Origin of the sequence: Micromonospora sp. CPCC 206061 (assembly GCF_036906915.1) — a bacterium.
In the GTDB taxonomy this organism is placed as follows: domain Bacteria; phylum Actinomycetota; class Actinomycetes; order Mycobacteriales; family Micromonosporaceae; genus Phytohabitans.
In genome coordinates this window covers 25,035-41,135 of the sequence record NZ_JBAKHX010000040.1, presented here as the reverse complement: position 1 = coordinate 41,135, position 16,101 = coordinate 25,035, and the positions used below count along the sequence as shown (strand labels likewise).

Genomic DNA, 16,101 nt, shown 5'->3' with positions numbered 1-16,101 from the left:
CCGGGAACTTCTCAGCATCGCGGATCGACTACCCCACCATGGCGGGGCTATCGGTGGCTACACAATCATGGCCGTCATGACCCCTCGCATCGCGGCAGCCCTCGCCGCCGGAGCGCTCGCCATCCTGATCTCGCCGCCCGCGCCCGCCAGCGCCCACGCGGTACTCAGCAGCAGCAACCCGATCCAGGGTGCCGTGGTGGCGAGCGCGCCGACCGAGGTGGTGCTCACGTTCACCGAGTCGGTGCGGCAGGTGCCGGGCAAGATCCTCGTGCTCGGCCCGGACGGGAACCGCGTCGACAAGGGCGAGCCGACGTTTGCCGGCGCGGTGGTCACCATCCCCGTCGACCAGGGCGGCAACGGGACGTACCTGGTCAGCTACCGGGTGATCTCGGCCGACAGCCACCCGGTGGCCGGCGGATACACGTACTCCGTCGGCGCCCCCTCGGCCCCGCCCAGCCTGGAGCGCGGCGAGGACACCAACCAGGTGGTGGCCACCGCGATCAAGGTGGCCAAGTACCTGGGGTACGCCGGCCTGGTGCTCGTGGTCGGCCCGGTGCTGGTGCTCTGCCTGCTATGGCCGGTGCGGCTGTCCCGCCGCAGGGTGGCCGCCGTGGTGTGGACGGGCATGGGGCTGATCGGGTTCGCGACGGTGGCGGCCGTCTGGCTCCAGGGGCCATACACCGCGGGCGGGGGGATCTTCGACGTCTCCGGTGAGCAGATCCGGGATGTGTTGGCCACCACGTTCGGCACGGCACACCTGGTGCGGCTGGGCCTGCTCGTGGCCATCGCGCTGCTGCTCCGCCCGCTGCTGCGCGGCCCCAACGAGTCCGGGAAGGCCGACCAGATCCTGCTGCTCGTACTGGGCGGCGCCGCGCTGCTGACCTGGCCGATCGCTGGGCACCCCGCCGCCTCCCCGGTCGCGGCGGTCTCCGTGGTGGTCGACGCCGTCCACCTGGCGAGCATGTCGGTCTGGCTGGGTGGGCTCGTGATGCTCGTCGGCTTCCTGCTCCGGCAGGCCAACGAGCGGGAACTGGGCGCGGTGCTGCCGGTGTGGTCGCGCTGGGCGGCGCTCGCGGTCAGCGCGCTGGTGCTCGCCGGCACCGTGCAGGCCCTCATCGAGGTGAGCACGCCCGACGCGCTGGTCTCCACGACGTACGGCCGGCTGATCCTCGCCAAGGTCGGGCTGCTCGCGCTCGTCATCGCCGTGGCGGCCTACTCCCGGCGGTTGGTCCGCAGGCGCGTCGCCGTGGACGAGCCACACAAGATCCGCCGGGCGGTCTGGGTCGAGCTCGGGATCACGGCGGTCGTGCTGGCCATGTCGGCGGTGCTCGTGCAGACGACGCCTGCCCGCACCGCAGCCGCCAACGAGGCGCTGGGTGGGACCGCCGACTACTACTCCAAGAACCTCACCAGCAACCTCTTCAACCTCCAGGTGGACATCGACCCGGCGACGGTCGGCAACAACTCCATCCACCTGTACGCGTACGACCTCAACCGCAATCGGCTGAAGGTCGTGGAGTGGAAGGCCACCGCCGCGCTGCCGGCCAATGACGTGGCCCCCATCGAGATCCCGCTGCTGCCGCTCACCGACAACCACGCGACCGGGGAGCTGACATTTTCGCTGGCTGGCGACTGGCAGCTCCGCTTCACGGTCCGCATCTCCGATATCGACCAGGCCACGGTGACCGCCACCGTGCCCGTCACCTAGAAGGGTCTTCGATGAAACGGCTCGCTCTCGTCACCGGCGCCGTCCTGGTCGCCGTCCTCGGCCTCGCGGCTCCCGCCGCGGCGCACGTCACGGTGAACCCGCAGGAGGCCACCCAGGGCGGGTACGCCCGCCTCGCCTTCCGGGTGCCGAACGAGAGCGACACCGCCTCGACCACCAAGCTCGAGGTGGTGCTGCCGGAGGACGCCCCGGTCGCGTCGGTGTCGACGATGCCGGTGGCCGGCTGGACGGTGGCGGTCGAGAAGCGCACCGTCAACCCGCCCGTCGAGGTGCACGGCAGCCAGGTGAGCGAGGTCGTCGCCAAGATCACGTGGACCGCGGCGGCGGGCGGCGGCGTCAAGCCCGGCGAGTTCCAGGAGTTCCCGGTGTCGATGGGGCCGCTGCCCGACGTGCCGAAGATGGTGTTCAAGTCGCTCCAGACGTACTCGGACGGCAACATCTCCCGCTGGATCGAGGAGCCGACGGAGGGCGGGGCCGAACCCGAGCAGCCCGCTCCCGTCCTGGCCCTGAACGCCGCCTCCACCGCGTCACCGTCGGCCGCCGCAGACGCGGGCTCGTCCGACCCGGAATCCGACTCCGGCGCGGTGCCGATCACGCTGGCGATCGTTGGCCTTGTCGCCGGTCTGGGCGGGTTGGTCCTGGGCGGCCTGGCCTTCGCACGGACCCGCCGCACGGAAACCTGAGTCGCGGCGCACTCGTTTTCCCCCTGTAAGGGTGCTTTTGAGGGGGAAAGCAATGCGGATCGTGCGCACGGCCGTCGGGATGCTGCTGCTGACCCTGGGGCTCCCTGTCCTGCTCGTGGGCGGTGCACTGTGGACCGCGATGCAGCATCGCGACGGCAGCGGCGCCTTCAGCGGCGCGATCGAGCGGATCACCACCCCCGGTCACGCCGTCGTCGTAGCCGACCTCGACGCGCTCCTGCGAAACACCGCCCCGTTCACCCGGGCGAGGGACACCAAGCTACGGATCACCGCGCGCACCGAGACCGGGCCGGCGCTGATCGGCATCACGCCCGCCGGCGAGGCCGCCCGGTACCTGGCCGGCGTCCCTTACGCGCAGGTCGACCGGGTCAGCCTCACGAACGGCACGCTGCCGGTGCGGGTCACCCCGGTGGCGGGCGTGCTGGCGCCAGCGGTGCCACCACAGTGGACACAGCAGGGCGCCGGGGCCGTCGAGTGGGAGCCTCATCTGGTACGCGGACAGCGTCTCAGCCTGATCGTCATGCGCCCCGACGCGCGGGCGGCGTTGACCGTCGACCTGCGCGTGGAGGTGCGACCCGGCTGGCTCGCCTCGACGACGTGGGGGCTGCTCGTGGCGGGCGGTGCGCTGATCGTGCTCGGCATGGCGGCACTGGCGTGGCCGGTACGCGGATTCACACCGCCGCCCGTTCAGGTCGCCCGTCCGGCTACGCTCGCGGACACCCCGCCCGTATCCGCGTCGACGCCGCCGCGCCCCGCGGAGCCTTTGCTCCCCGCTGCCCCGCCTCCGGCCCGCCCTGTGCTTGCCTGGCCCCCGACGACCCGCGCGGCGGCGACCCCACACCCGCTGCCTCCGCCGGCTTCCATCGACGATCAGGGCAGCCGGACGCGGATGACGTCCGCGTCCGGCAGGTGATCTCGACTGCGCCTTGAGCGGCCGCGCGTCCACCCTGGAGAGGACGGCGCCCGCCTTGTCGTGGCCCTCGCGTGCTTGGCCTTCGCGGTGGCCATGCGGGTCGACGTTTGGGGACATGGGCGGCTTGTACCAGGGCAAATTCCTCTGTTCGGATAATTGCCTATCGGGTGACTGTACGAGCCATGGAAATGGTTGCGATTCTCGTACCAACTTCCAGCCCGACGATTAGGTGGTGTTGGTGATGACCGTCGTTGATTCGGTGGACGCGGGTTTCGACAGCGAAGGTGAGCAGCGGCTCAGCCTGGCTACGGCAGCCGCGCGCAACCTGGCCACGACCGCGAAGTCCGTACCCCAGATGCAGGCCATCTCCTCGCGCTGGCTGCTGCGGATGCTGCCCTGGGTGCAGGCGGCCGGTGGCGCGTACCGGGTGAACCGCCGGCTCAGTTACGCCATCGGCGACGGCCGGCTGACCTTCAGCAACACCGGCGCCGACGTCCGGGTGGTCCCGCAGGAACTGGGCGAGCTGCCAGTGCTGCGCGGCTTCGCCGACAACGAGGTGCTCGCCGCGCTCGCGGATCGCTTCACGCAGCAGGAGTATGCCCCCGGCGACACGATCGTCGAGTTTGGACATCAGGTCGACGCTGTCTTCCTCATCGCGCACGGCAAGGTGAACACGGTCGGCGCGGGCAAGTACGGCGACCAGACGGTGCTGGGCGTTCTGGCCGACGGCGAGTACTTCGGCGAGCAGTCACTCCTGGACGGGCAGGGCATCTGAGAGTACGCCGTGAAGGCGGTCACGCCGTGCACCGTGCTGTCGCTGTCGCGGCCAGCTTTCGCCGAGCTGGCCGAGCGCTCCGAGGCGCTGCGCGCGCATCTCGCGATGGCGGCCGCAGGCCCGCCTCGGCCGCAGAACGTGCACGGGGAAGCCGAGATCGAGTTGGCGTCTGGTCATGCGGGTGAGGTGCGGTTGCCGGGGACGTTTGTCGATTATGAGTTGGCGCCTCGGGAGTATGAGTTGTCGGTGGCGCAGACGGTGTTGCGGGTGCATTCGCGGGTGGCTGATTTGTTCAACCATCCGATGAATCAGGTGGAGCAGCAGTTGCGGTTGACGATTGAGGCGTTGCGGGAGCGTCAGGAGCACGAGATGGTCAACAACCGGGAGTTTGGGTTGTTGCACAATGCGGATCTGAAGCAGCGCATCCATACGCGCGACCCCCGACGACCTCGACGAGCTGCTCTGCCGGCGCCGCAAGACCCGCTTCATGCTCGCTCACCCGCGGGCGATCGTCGCCTTTGGACGGGAGTGCACGCGCCGCGGCATCTATCCGGGCACCGCACCGTCGAGGGCTTACCGAAAGTCGAGGGCTTACCGAAACCGGAATTCGGGTCGAGCTCCGTCGTACGCGGCGACGGCTCCCAGCAGAACCCGAAGGTCGCCACCGCCACCGCCTGGCGGGGCGTGCCGCTCCTGCCGTGCGACAAGATCCCGATCAGCCCGCACGGCACCACGTCGATCCTCGCCATGCGCATCGGCGAGCAGAGCGAGGGCGTGATCGGCCTGCACCAGACGGGCATCCCGGACGAGTACCGGCCGGGTCTGTCGGTGCGGTTCATGGGCGTTGACGAGCAGGCGATCATTTCGTACCTGGTCAGCGCCTACTACTCGTGGCCGTGCTGGTGCCCGACGCGCTCGGCGTACTGGACAACGTCGAGATCGGCCGGGGGTGGTGATGGGCACCGTGGCGACCGCCGGACGTCCGGTCCCCGAGACCCTGGCCTGGAGCCGCGATCTGGTCGAGCCGGCGTTGCGTGACGCGGTCGAGACGCTGCCCGGCGCGATGCGGCACATCGTCGGCTACCACCTCGGCTGGTGGGACGCGGACGGCGGGGCCACGCCGGCGGGCGGGGCAAGGCGCTCCGCCCGGCGCTGACGCTGCTCGCGGCGGGAGCTGTCGGCGGTACGCCGTCCGTGGCGGTGCCGGCGGCGGTGGCGGTGGAACTGGTGCACAACTTCTCGCTGGTGCACGACGACGTGATGGACGGCGACCAGATGCGCCGGCACCGGCCGACCGTGTGGCAGTGCTTCGGCACGTCCGCCGCGATCCTGGCAGGCGACGCTCTGCTGGCGCTGGCTTTCGAGGTGCTGGCCGACGCCGACCACCCGGCCACAGCACCGGCGGCCCGAACCCTCAGCCGCGCGGTCCAGGAGCTGATCGAGGGGCAGAGCGCCGACCTGGCGTTCGAAGAGCGGATGGACGTCGACCTGCCCGAGTGTGTCGACATGGCGGAGCGCAAGACTGGGGCGCTGCTGGGCTGCGCCTGTGCCCTGGGAGCCGTGTTCGGGCACGGCACCCGGGGGCAGGTCGACCACCTGCGCGGCTTCGGCGAGCGGCTTGGGCTGGCGTTCCAGCTGGTCGACGACCTGCTCGGCATTTGGGGTGACCCGGCGACCACGGGCAAACCCGTGTACGCCGATCTCCAGCACCGCAAGAAGTCGCTGCCCGTGGTGGCGGCGCTCGTCTCCGGTACACCTGCTGCCGCCGAATTGGCCGCGCTCTACCGCGGCGACCAGCCCCTCTCGGACGCCGAGTTGCACCGGGCGGCCGAGTTGGTCGACGCCGCGGGCGGGCGGGCCTGGGCCGCGCGCCGCGCCGAGGACCTGCTCGGGGAGGCGCTCGGCCATCTGCGCTCGGCCGGCTCCGCACCGGGCCCCGCCGCGGAGCTGGACGGCCTGGCGCAGATGGCCACCCGCCGCACCCACTAGATCGTCGCTCGTACGAACGGCCCCTCTGCCGCCGTGGCAGAGGGGCCGTTCTCACCGGGGGGCCGGTCTCACCAGGAGGGTCTGTCCAGTTCGTCCGTTAAGTACAGATTACTGAGGTGGACCGGCGTTTGCTAGATCTGTCCTTTTGAGGGTACTTCTGGGATAATCAGGGGCTCCGGCGCGGGTCGGCAACACGGCGATCAACACCACCGTGAGCAGCACATACGCATTGCGCCGGACGAACTCGTCGACCGAGTCGGTGGGCTCCGGTGCCGCCCCCCAGTCGAAGAACGACACCACGCCGTACACGATCGTGGCGTACCCGATCACCGCCAACGCGAGCAGCGCGGGACGCACGCGGCGGCCATCCGCCCGCAGCCCGGCGTCGACCAGCACGACCAGGGCCGGCACGAACCAGTACACGTGATGGGGCCACGTGATCGGACTGATCAGCGCCGCGACCAGGCCCGTCAGCGCCAGCCCCGCCACCTCGTCCCCGGCACGCACCGCGCGGGCGGCGCGCCACAACCCGAACCCCATGGCGAGCGCCACGAGCGCGAGCCACAGCAACCGGCTCGGCTCGTCCGGAGCGGTGAGCCGGCTGAGCAAGCCGAGCAGCGACTGGTTGCCCGTGTAGTCCGTGCGACCGACCCGGTCGGTCGCCCAGAGCTCGTGGGTCCAGAACCGCCACGAGTCGCGCGGCGCCACCGTCGCCGCGAGCAGCGTCGCTACGGCCGCCGCCGCGCTCGCGGTGATCGCCGCGCGCCAGCGCCGCGTCACCAGCAGGTAGACGATGAAGATCCCAGGGAAGAGCTTGAGCGCCGTCGCCAGGCCGATCCCGACGCCGGCCCAGCGCGAGTTTCTTGGTACCGCGATGAGCAGATCGGCCAGGATGAGCACTATCAGCAGCATGTTTATCTGGCCGAACGTGATCGTCTCGCGGGTCGGCTCGATCGCGAACACGAGAGGGATGGCCAGGCCGGCGGCGTACCAGCGGGGGAGCCCTCGCCGCTCGGCAACCGGCGCGACCAGCCACCACGTGGTGACCGCCACCGCGATCGCCGACCCGACCGTGAAGATCGCGAACGTCGCTCCGAGCGGGAGCTCCGCGAACGGCCGCAACAGCAGCGCCGCGAACGGGGGATAGGTGAAGTACAGCTCGCCCTGCACCCGGTCTGGCTGGGCGTAGTCGTAGAGCGGGTTGCCGTCCGCCCACCAGCGCATGGCGCTCATGTATATGCGCAGGTCGAAGAAGTCGTGCCGGTTGCCGTACCAGTGGAGGAACCAGCCGACGGCCGCGGCGAGCCCCACCACGGCGGTGATGCGGACTGTCTTCCGAGGTGGGTTCGACACGTCGGCCAGGGTATCTGTGCGGGTTCAGCGCGTAGGCTGACCCTCGTGGCTGATCTTCTGGTCTGGATCGACTGTGAAATGACCGGGCTTGATCTCGGAAAAGACGCGTTGATCGAGGTGGCGGCGCTGGTGACCGACCCCGATCTGAACGTGCTCGGTGACGGCGTCGATGTGGTCATACACGCCGACGACGCCGCGCTCGACGGCATGCCCGACGTGGTGCGCGAGATGCACGAGAAGTCGGGGCTCACCGAAGAGGTCCGCCGCTCGACGGTCACCCTTGCGGAGGCCGAAGACCTGGTCATGGAGTACGTCACGGCCTGGGTGCCGGACCCCCGCAGCGCCCCGCTGTGCGGCAACTCGATCGCCACCGACCGCGGGTTCGTCTCGCGCGACATGCCACGCCTAGACGCCCACCTGCACTACCGCATGATCGACGTCTCGTCGATCAAGGAGCTGTGCCGGCGCTGGTACCCACGGGTGTACTTCGGGCAGCCAACCAAGGGGCTGGCGCACCGGGCGCTCGCGGACATCCGGGAGAGCGTGCGGGAGCTCGAGTACTACCGGCGCACGATCTTCGTACCCCTGCCGGGCCCGGACGTGGAGGCGGCGAAGGCGATCGCCGCCACGCTGTAGGCGGGCCCTTACCCTGTCGACGTAGGCGGCTGTCGTATGGCTATCATTGGTCGGCGCACTTGCCGTGGTGGCTGTAGCTCAGTTGGCAGAGCACCGGGTTGTGGTCCCGGGTGTCGGGGGTTCAAATCCCCTCAGTCACCCTCTTTTGGGTACGAGCCCCGTCCGTGATTGGACGGGGCTCGTTCGTCTAACCGGCGGCGCTCGGGCTCGGCGTCGGCGTTGCCTGCGCGGTCTCCTCGAAGGGGATCGCGCTGCCCTTCACGTACTCGTCCCAGCTCATGTTCCAGTCGGTCCAGCCGTTGCCGTTCTGGAGCTTGCGCTCGGTGCCCTTGACCGTGATCGGATCGCCGATGCGGGTCTGGCCAAAGAGCCAGGCGCCCATCGCCATCGACACGTTGACGCAGCCGTGCGACACGTTGGTGCGGCCCTGCACACCCTCTGACCAGGGCGCGGCGTGGATGAACTCGCCGCCCCAGGTGAGCCGCTGGGCATACTCGATGTCGGTGCGGTAGCCCTCTTCAGGACCCAGCTCTTCCAGGGTGTCGAAGACGGTCTTGCGCTTCTTTTCGATCACGACCATCGTGCCGCTGGACGACGGGGTGGTCTTCTTACCGAGGCTCACCGGGATGGTCTTGATGACCTTGCCGTCCTTGGTGACGGTCATCTGCTTCGTCTTGTTGTCGACCGTCATGATGAACGACGGGCCGATCTTGATGTCGACCGTCAAGTCGGTGCGCCCGTACCAGCCGTCGCCCATCGGCAGCCCGCCGGTCTGGAGCTTGTACTTCACCGTCGAGTTGGCCTGCCAGAACTCCTTGGGCCGGTAGCGCACCTCGGTGGCGCTGGTCCAGTGCCAGATGCCCTCCTGGCCCGCGGACGACTGCACGGTCATGCGCCGCTGCACGTCGTCGCGGTAGCTCTCGGGGATCGCGCGGCCGAACCGGACAATCAATGGCATACCCACTCCGACCATCTGGTCGTCTGCGAGGAAGCTGCTCACCCGGACCTGCTGGGAAGGCTTGGCCATGGTGGTAAAACTGTTGGTCGCCGTCGCCTTCTTGCCGTCGGCGCCCGTAGCGGTCAGGGTGGCCGTGTACGTCGTGCCGTAGTCGAGCGCGCCGCTGGGCAGCCACGACTTGCCGTCGGGCTGAAGCGCGCCCTCGACCACCTTGCCGTCGGCGTCCTTCAGCTCGACCGTCGCGTCGTTGGCGTTTTCCGTGGTGAACGTGATGTCGGTGGAGGCGGGCACGTCCTTGGCGTCAGCCGACGGGCTCGCGATCGTCGCTGTGATCTTGGGCCCATCGTCGCCTTTGCCGCCGTTCCACGAGCCGCTGTCGTCGTCGCCGCTACACGCTGTGGTGAACGCGAGGGCTCCGGCGAGCGCGGCCGCGACCCAAGCTCGTTTCATTCGCATGATCGCCTCTCACCTCCACGGGCCCGACAATCAATCGTGCCCTAGAGACGCGCGACCACACCTCACGGCTTCGTGCCGAGCCTGTGATCCTGCTTGCTCTACCCTTTTATTGCAGATTGTCCGGAATTGGCAGGGCGCTGCCCTTGATGAACTGCTTCCAGGACAGGTTCCAGGCGGTCCAACCGTCACCGTTGGCCAGCTTCTCCTCGGTGCCGACCACGGTGACCGGGTCACCGATCTTGGTCTGGCCGAACAGCCACTGAGCGCTACTTGTGGAGAGGTTCAGACACCCGTGTGACACATTTCGCCGACCCTGGTCTGCCGTCGACCACGGCGCCGCGTGGATGTACTGGCCGCTCCAGGTCAACCGCTGCGCGAACTCGATGTCCACCCGGTACCGGTTTTCCGGGTCCGGGTCGTCCCTGGTGTCGAAGACGGTCTTGTCCTTCTTCTCCATCACCACCATCGTGCCGCTCGCCGACGGAGTGCTCTTCTTGCCGAGGCTCACCAGCAGCGTCTTGATGACCTTGCCGTCCTTCAGCACCGTCATATTCTTCGTCTTGTTGTCGACCTTCATCTCGACGCGGTCGCCGATCTTGGCAGTCGCCTTCCGGTCCTGGTCGCCGTACCGGCCCTGGCCCGTCGGGAGCCCGCCCAGCGCGATCCGCACCGTCAGCGTCGTACCCGGCTGCCAGTACTCCTTCGACCGGTAGAACGCCTGCGTGCCGCTCGACACCCAGTGCCACACGCCCGGCTGCGACGGGCTGGTGCTCACGAACATCCGCTTCTCGACGGCCGCCCGGTCCTTCGCCGCGATGCCCGGGTGGAACTCCACCACCACCGGCATGGCCACGCCATACGTCCGGTCGTCGAAAAGGTACAGGCCGGTGCCGGTCTTCTTCGACGGCTTCGCCATCGTGGTGAACGTCGTCGTCTGCGTCGTGTCGCCGCCGCCACCGGTGGCCGTCACGGTCGCGGTGTAGGTCTTGCCCCACTTGAGCGGGCTGCTCGGCACCCACGAGGTGCCGTCCTCCCGCATCTTCCCGCTGACCGCCTTGCCACCCTGCTCAACCAATGTGACCGAACCCACCTGACCGCCCGTCAGCTTGACGCCGATCTCGGCGCTGACCGGCACGTTCTTGGTGTTCGTCGCCGGCGTGATGCTCAACGCAGCAGAACCGGTGTCGGCAGGCGCGGCGCTCCCGGACGCCGTAGGCGTGGCACCGGGCGTCGCCGAGCCACTGACAAACTGCGGCGTACCGCCATCGCCACAGGCGGCGAGCGCCAGCGACGCCACCACGACGGCGGCGACAGCCGCTGCTCTCCGACGCACGCGCCCGCTCATCCCATCCCCGTTCACTCTGCCACTGCCGTATATAAGACGCGGCTGCCCTGCCGCAGGTTGCGTTACGTGGCACGGCGTCCTGCGCTTTATGGTGCACCATGCCGGGAAGCGCTCGTGGCCAGTCGTGCAGCCTGCCAGATCAACCCGTGTGTCGCGTCGGCCGCTCGGCTCGGCGTGGCTGATCGAACCGGTTGGAAGGTGGCGGCGGGGGCGTGTTAAGGTTGCTGCCGTTGTCAGCGAGCGCCGCTAGCTCAACTGGCAGAGCAGCGGACTCTTAATCCGCGGGTTCGGGGTTCGAGTCCCTGGCGGCGCACATTTGATCAAGACTCCGACCTGGCGTTTCTTGCCAGATCGGAGTCTCTTTCATGTCCGCTGTGAACGCTTGGGTGATCGATGGGTGATCTGTAGCTTCCGGTAGCGCCTGACACCGGCCGGCACTGCCTGTTGCCCGGCGGCGCGGCCCTGCACGGAAGTCTTCTGGAGTCCGTTGGCTGGGTATCACTGGCAAACTGGCTGGGTTCTGACAGTTCGCCTCCGAACGTTGCGGCCCGCCCCCAAATGATCCGTACCGTCCGTTACCGTGCTCGCCGTGCCCCCTCGACTCGGGCGCCCGTCCCCTGTTCGATCACGCGGGGCGGCTAGCGTCAAGATTGGAACAGTAGGTGACTCCTGCGCAGACCGAAGCCGCATTGATCCGCCTCATCCGCATGATACCGAGTGATGAGGAAAGTCCGGTTTCGGTGTCTCGGTTGTGCGAGGCTGCGGGGTTCGGCCGAGACGCCGTGGATGAACTTTCAGTCGTCATGGTGCGCCTACTTGCCGTTTTCGGTGTGTTGCGGACGACACCCGGTACGTCCGGCGCGGATTCTTTTGTCAAGGCTGACACCCAGGCATGTGCCTTGTTCTTGCACAGTCTTGCCGAATATCTGGCGAGCGGCCGAAGCATGCTGGACAACTGGGCACGGGCGCGCACCGTAGATCCGCCGTACGGCAACCAGGATTTCCTGGTTGGAGCTCAGTTCCTTACCTTGTTGAACAACGGCGGCTTGCGCTCGACCAGCACGCGCCCTCAATCCGTCGCACGCAGGTGGCCAAGGTACTTATCAAGACACGCCGGCGTGGCGTCGGGGCTTGCTACCTCGTGCTACACGACCAGGCCGCACGGCAGTATCAGTTTCCTGGTGGCCACCGTCCGTACTCGAACGTGACCACCTTGACGCCGTTCCGATCAACTCCGGGTGGTCGATCACCCACTGCTGCAGATGCTTGCGTTCCAGCAACCCGGCCTCGGCCAGCGTGACCGGCTCCGCGCGGACCGGCGGTCGTGCCGTCGACTGTGAACAGCAACTCGTCGGGCATTGCGCACCTCCGGACGCGGACCGTACAACGCGGCGCCGCGTACGCGCGACGGCAGATGGATGATGCCTGCCTGCAGCAGGGCGGCAGTGGCAACGCGGCGATTGCCGCAGGGTCGCGACGGTAGGTCAACTAAGTCGTGGCGGTTGGTATCCGCGCGGATACCAACCGCCACGACAATGGCCGATTAGGCGCGCACGTTGAAGTTATCCCGGTCGATGACTCGGTTGTCGAGGAAGAACGACTGTAGGTCGGAGCCGCCCAGGCTGTTCTGCGCCGAGGGGATCATGCACGTGCTGTAGCCGCGGTTGGTGGTGCTGCGGTGTTCGGTCAGCCAGGACACCTGGCAGACGAGCTTTCCCAATCGTTTGGTGTTGAAGTTGAAGGTGAAGCCGGCGGGATTGGCGGCGGCGCCCTGCGTGGTGGAGGCGAAGGGGTACTCGTCGCAGGTGTAGCCGGTCGGGCGCGGGTAGTTCGTACCTGTGGGGCAGGAGATATTCCGGTTGGCGTCGATCGTGGCGCTATTGGTCGTTCGGGTCAGCTGCGACGGCAGGTTGGTGGTGTTGATGGCATTTCTGATGTGGAAGGCGTACAGGGGATAGCGGCTTTCGGGGACCTCGAGGGTCGGGATGAAGTCCTGGTTGACGCAGCCAGCGGTGCCGCCCGGAAGTACGTCGTCGCAGCGGTGACCCGGGTAGTTGGTCCACAACGTGTTGGACACCTGGTTGACCGTCGCCGGGTTGACGAACCAGAATCCCCAGTCCGACCTCGAACCCCAGTACTGGCCGGGCAACCGCGGCGAGGTGAATGTCGCCGTACCGGAGTGGTTGCTTAGCGCCCAGCCGGTCGGCGGGTTGCCACCCACGATGCTGCAGTAGAACATGCAATCGGGTGCCGACCAGAGCGTCGGCGAGCCCAGCACACCCCAGGCACGGACCGGGGCGTACTCGAAGGACTGCGTCCACCGCAGGTCTCTGGCTTGCATCGTCACCATGCTGGAGTAGTTGAAGGCGATCTCGCCCACGACTTCGCCGCCCTGCGCCACGATCACCTGGTACAGGCCACCGCTCGACTTGCACATCACGAAGCGCGACATGTTGGCCCAGGTGCCATTGCCGCATCCCTCCGGAATCGCCGCGGTCGCGGCCGTCGTACGCACGGAGGCGGGCGCGCTCAGCCCCAGGCGGACGCAGGCCACCAACCCCTCCGGCACGCCCGACGTGGTGCAACCAGGCGCCGGCGCCACGTTTGCGGGCGCCGCCGCGGCGGTCGCCGGGCTCACGGCGAAGGCCGTGCCTGCGGCCATCAGCAGCCCGATGCCCACGCGTGCGAGCCATCTTGCCGGCAACACATCCATAGATACCTCCAAACAAAGGGATCCCCGCTGGCATGGTGGCCCGGATGACCATCCGTAGGCGCGGTACTCCGTTGATCGGCGAACATCCGCGAACACTGGCGAACGCCTTTCACCGCCACCGGCCGTCCGGGTAGGCTGCCGGCACTGGCGTCTGTGGCGAGAGCGGCGATGGGACAAGGCCCCGAGGAGCAGCTTCTGGACAGGGCGGCGGTAGCCGTCACGATCGGCCAGATGGCGGCGCTTCTGCGCGCCCTGCGCCGCAGGCACGCCCGGCACCGCCGGGATCGCGAACTGACCTACCGGCAGATCGCTTCGCGTACCGGATGGTCCACCACGGCCGTCGCCGAATACTTCACCGGGCACACGCTTGCCCCCACCGACCGCCTCGACGCGTTGGTACGCCTGCTCGGCGCCACCTCAGCGGAGCAGGGCGCGCTGGCCACCGCCCGGGACCGGATCGACGAGCACCGGCGCAACAGCCGCCCGGCAGCACCCGTCACCGCCCGGCCGGTGCTCCGCCAGCTCCCGCCCCCGCCCCGGCACTTCAGCGACCGCGCCGAGGAGCTGGCGCGCCTTGACAGGCTGGTCGACGACGCCAAGGCGGCGGGCGTCGTGGCGATCGCCGCGATCGACGGTGCCGCAGGCGTCGGCAAGACCACGCTGGCTGCGCATTGGGCGCACCGGACCGCTGACCTGTACCCGGACGGGCAGCTCTATGTGGACCTTCGAGGATTCGACCCGAGCGGCCGCACCGTCACGGCCACGCATGCCCTGCGGTCATTCCTGTCCGCGCTCGGTGTGCCGGACTCGCAGGTACCCGCGAGTGAGGACGCCGCTGCGGCCTTGTACCGCGGCGTGCTGACCGGACGGCGGGTGTCGATCCTGCTCGACAACGCCTACGACAGTGCCCACGTGCGCCCGCTGCTTCCCGCGACGGCCACGTGCACGGTGGTAGTCACCAGCCGCAACCGGCTCACCGGCTTGGTGGCCCTCGACGGCGCGCACCCGATCACGCTCGGCCCGCTGCCGCACGCAGCCGCCCACATCGTGTTCGCCACGCGCATCGGCGACGGCCGCGCCGAAGCCGAGCCCGCCGCGACCGCCACAATCGTCGGACTCTGCGCCGGCCTGCCACTGGCACTCGGCGTGGCCGCGGCGCGGGCCGCAACCAACCCGCACACCCCGCTGCAAGCCCTCGCCGCGGAACTGAGCGCAGCCCGCCTCGACGCGCTGACCGGCGACGACACGCGAAGCGACACCCGGGCCGTGTTCTCCTGGTCCTATCACGCCCTCACGGCGGCGGCGGCGCGCCTGTTCCGGCTGCTCGGCCTGCATCCCGGAACGCCGATCTCGGTCGCGGCCGCCGCGAGCCTCGCCACGGTGAGCGTCACCGAAGCCGGTGCGGCGCTCGCCGAACTGGTGCAAGGCAACCTGCTCAGCCGTAACGGCGCCGACCGCTACGTCATACACGACCTTTTCCACTGGTACGCCGCCGAGCTGGTACGCGACACGGAGCCGGACGACGCGCGGGAGGCGGCAACATGCCGCCTGCTCCACCACTACCTGCATACCGCCCACGCCGCGGCATACCCGGCCGAGCCCGCGCTCCAGGTGCTGCCGCAAGGCGTCGTGGCCGGGGATCCCGGTGACGACGCCTCAGCCTGGTTCGCCGCCGAGCACACGGCCTTGCTGCGCGCCGTCGACCTCGCCGTTGCCCACGGCCAGGACGCGATCACCTTGCATCTCGCCGAGAAGCTCGGCAACTACCTCGACCGGCGTGGCCACTGGAATGACCTGGCCTCCATCCAGCAAGCAGCACTCACGGCCGCCCGGCGGCTGGGCGAACCCCTCAAAGAGGCCGGCGCACACCGGCATCTCGCCCGCGCGTACCTGAGGCTCGGAGACAACGGCCAGGCACGTACGCATTTAGGTGCGGCGCTCGAACTCGCTCAGCGCCACGGCGACCGGCACGCCGAGGGACGTACCTGGCTGAGCCTTGCCCTGCTCAGCGAGCGAGAAGGCCGGCTGGATGCGGCGCGCGACCACGCGGGACACGCGCTCGGCATCTGCGTCGAGATGGAAGACCGGCCGGGACAGGCCCGCGCGCTCAACGCGGTCGGCTGGTATCAGGCGCTGCTGGGGGAGTACGCCGACGCGCTCGCACACTGCGAGCGGGCGGTGACCCTCGCCGCCGAAGTCGATGACCCCATCTGTCAGGCGAGCGCGTGGCACAGCCTCGGCTACTCGCATCACCGGCTCGGAGACTACCACCAGGCGCTGACCTGCTATCACCAAGCGCTGGGCCGCTTCCGCCAGGCCGGCGACGACCACCTCGCCGGCCTCATCCTCACCGACCTCGGTGACGCCCATTCGTGCCTGGGCGATACCGCGGCGGCGGACGGGGCTTGGCGCGAGGCGCTCGCCCTGCTCGACAACGTGCGCCATCCAGACGCCGAAAAGGTACGAGCGCGGCTGGCGCATTGACGGTTTGTGCTCGCAGGCACGGCGCAGGACCGTCGGTGGCGGGCGCGCGTAT

The 16,101-nt window shown here is 68.9% G+C and carries 12 protein-coding genes and 2 tRNA genes; 10 read left to right on the top strand and 4 right to left on the bottom strand.

Features of this window, described 5'->3' with window-relative positions:
- Window positions 1–67: 67 nt before the first annotated feature.
- The 6 genes from V6V89_RS24610 to V6V89_RS24580 all read left to right on the top strand — a co-directional run bounded on the left by V6V89_RS24610 (window position 68) and on the right by V6V89_RS24580 (window position 6,104).
- Entirely contained in the window at window positions 68–1,708 is a 1,641-nt protein-coding gene (locus tag V6V89_RS24610) for a copper resistance CopC/CopD family protein (protein WP_334621672.1), read from the top strand.
- A gap of 11 nt (window positions 1,709–1,719) precedes the next feature.
- Window positions 1,720–2,409 carry a YcnI family copper-binding membrane protein gene (locus V6V89_RS24605; protein ID WP_334621671.1) on the top strand — a complete coding sequence of 230 codons (690 nt, stop codon included), beginning with the start codon at window positions 1,720–1,722 and terminating at the stop codon, window positions 2,407–2,409.
- Window positions 2,410–2,461: 52 nt separating this feature from the next.
- Window positions 2,462–3,340 carry a hypothetical protein gene (locus tag V6V89_RS24600; RefSeq protein WP_334621670.1) on the top strand — a complete coding sequence of 293 codons (879 nt, stop codon included), beginning with the start codon at window positions 2,462–2,464 and terminating at the stop codon, window positions 3,338–3,340.
- Window positions 3,341–3,581: 241 nt separating this feature from the next.
- Window positions 3,582–4,115 carry a cyclic nucleotide-binding domain-containing protein gene (locus tag V6V89_RS24595; RefSeq protein ID WP_334621669.1) on the top strand — a complete coding sequence of 178 codons (534 nt, stop codon included), beginning with the start codon at window positions 3,582–3,584 and terminating at the stop codon, window positions 4,113–4,115.
- A gap of 9 nt (window positions 4,116–4,124) precedes the next feature.
- Window positions 4,125–5,153 (top strand): hypothetical protein, encoded by a 1,029-nt coding sequence (locus tag V6V89_RS41820; RefSeq protein WP_442935209.1) that lies wholly within the window; start codon window positions 4,125–4,127, stop codon window positions 5,151–5,153.
- Between the two features lie 57 nt (window positions 5,154–5,210).
- Window positions 5,211–6,104 (top strand): polyprenyl synthetase family protein, encoded by an 894-nt coding sequence (locus V6V89_RS24580; protein ID WP_334621667.1) that lies wholly within the window; start codon window positions 5,211–5,213, stop codon window positions 6,102–6,104.
- Between the two features lie 108 nt (window positions 6,105–6,212).
- Here the strand turns inward: V6V89_RS24580 and V6V89_RS24575 are convergent, their stop codons facing one another.
- Complete coding sequence (locus V6V89_RS24575; protein ID WP_442935208.1) at window positions 6,213–7,457, bottom strand: glycosyltransferase family 87 protein; 1,245 nt, start codon at window positions 7,455–7,457, stop codon at window positions 6,213–6,215.
- Window positions 7,458–7,502: 45 nt separating this feature from the next.
- Here V6V89_RS24575 and orn point away from each other — a divergent pair, with 45 nt between their 5' ends.
- Both orn and V6V89_RS24565 read left to right on the top strand, forming a co-directional pair.
- Window positions 7,503–8,093 carry an oligoribonuclease gene (orn, locus tag V6V89_RS24570; protein ID WP_334621666.1) on the top strand — a complete coding sequence of 197 codons (591 nt, stop codon included), beginning with the start codon at window positions 7,503–7,505 and terminating at the stop codon, window positions 8,091–8,093.
- A 67-nt stretch (window positions 8,094–8,160) separates the two neighbouring features.
- A tRNA-His gene (locus V6V89_RS24565) sits at window positions 8,161–8,233 on the top strand.
- Between the two features lie 47 nt (window positions 8,234–8,280).
- Here the strand turns inward: V6V89_RS24565 and V6V89_RS24560 are convergent.
- Together V6V89_RS24560 and V6V89_RS24555 are read right to left on the bottom strand one after the other, a co-directional pair.
- The gene (locus tag V6V89_RS24560; protein WP_442935210.1) at window positions 8,281–9,501 is read right to left on the bottom strand and encodes an Ig-like domain-containing protein; all 1,221 of its coding nucleotides are present in this window, start codon (window positions 9,499–9,501) and stop codon (window positions 8,281–8,283) included.
- A gap of 112 nt (window positions 9,502–9,613) precedes the next feature.
- On the bottom strand, window positions 9,614–10,852 hold the full coding sequence (locus tag V6V89_RS24555; RefSeq protein ID WP_334621664.1) for a L,D-transpeptidase: 1,239 nt from the start codon (window positions 10,850–10,852) through the stop codon (window positions 9,614–9,616).
- 240 nt (window positions 10,853–11,092) lie between these two features.
- Between V6V89_RS24555 and V6V89_RS24550 the strand changes: the two genes are divergently transcribed.
- Window positions 11,093–11,165, top strand: a tRNA-Lys gene (locus V6V89_RS24550).
- Window positions 11,166–12,395: 1,230 nt separating this feature from the next.
- On the opposite strand, the gene V6V89_RS24545 is transcribed toward V6V89_RS24550, so the two are convergent.
- On the bottom strand, window positions 12,396–13,565 hold the full coding sequence (locus V6V89_RS24545) for a NucA/NucB deoxyribonuclease domain-containing protein (RefSeq protein ID WP_334621662.1): 1,170 nt from the start codon (window positions 13,563–13,565) through the stop codon (window positions 12,396–12,398).
- 168 nt (window positions 13,566–13,733) lie between these two features.
- Here V6V89_RS24545 and V6V89_RS24540 point away from each other — a divergent pair, with 168 nt between their 5' ends.
- A complete protein-coding gene (locus V6V89_RS24540) occupies window positions 13,734–16,049 on the top strand; it encodes an ATP-binding protein (protein ID WP_334621661.1) in 2,316 nt (771 codons plus the stop codon).
- Window positions 16,050–16,101: the final 52 nt, after the last annotated feature.

Coding starts and splice junctions, on each gene's coding strand:
- V6V89_RS24600 (WP_334621670.1), top strand. CDS start 2,462: ATGCGGATCGTGCGCACGGCCGTCGGGATGCTGCTGCTGACCCTGGGG.
- V6V89_RS24610 (WP_334621672.1), top strand. CDS start 68: ATGGCCGTCATGACCCCTCGCATCGCGGCAGCCCTCGCCGCCGGAGCG.
- V6V89_RS24560 (WP_442935210.1), bottom strand. CDS start 9,501: ATGAAACGAGCTTGGGTCGCGGCCGCGCTCGCCGGAGCCCTCGCGTTC.
- V6V89_RS24540 (WP_334621661.1), top strand. CDS start 13,734: ATGGGACAAGGCCCCGAGGAGCAGCTTCTGGACAGGGCGGCGGTAGCC.
- V6V89_RS24595 (WP_334621669.1), top strand. CDS start 3,582: ATGACCGTCGTTGATTCGGTGGACGCGGGTTTCGACAGCGAAGGTGAG.
- V6V89_RS24555 (WP_334621664.1), bottom strand. CDS start 10,852: ATGAGCGGGCGCGTGCGTCGGAGAGCAGCGGCTGTCGCCGCCGTCGTG.
- V6V89_RS24605 (WP_334621671.1), top strand. CDS start 1,720: ATGAAACGGCTCGCTCTCGTCACCGGCGCCGTCCTGGTCGCCGTCCTC.
- V6V89_RS24545 (WP_334621662.1), bottom strand. CDS start 13,565: ATGGATGTGTTGCCGGCAAGATGGCTCGCACGCGTGGGCATCGGGCTG.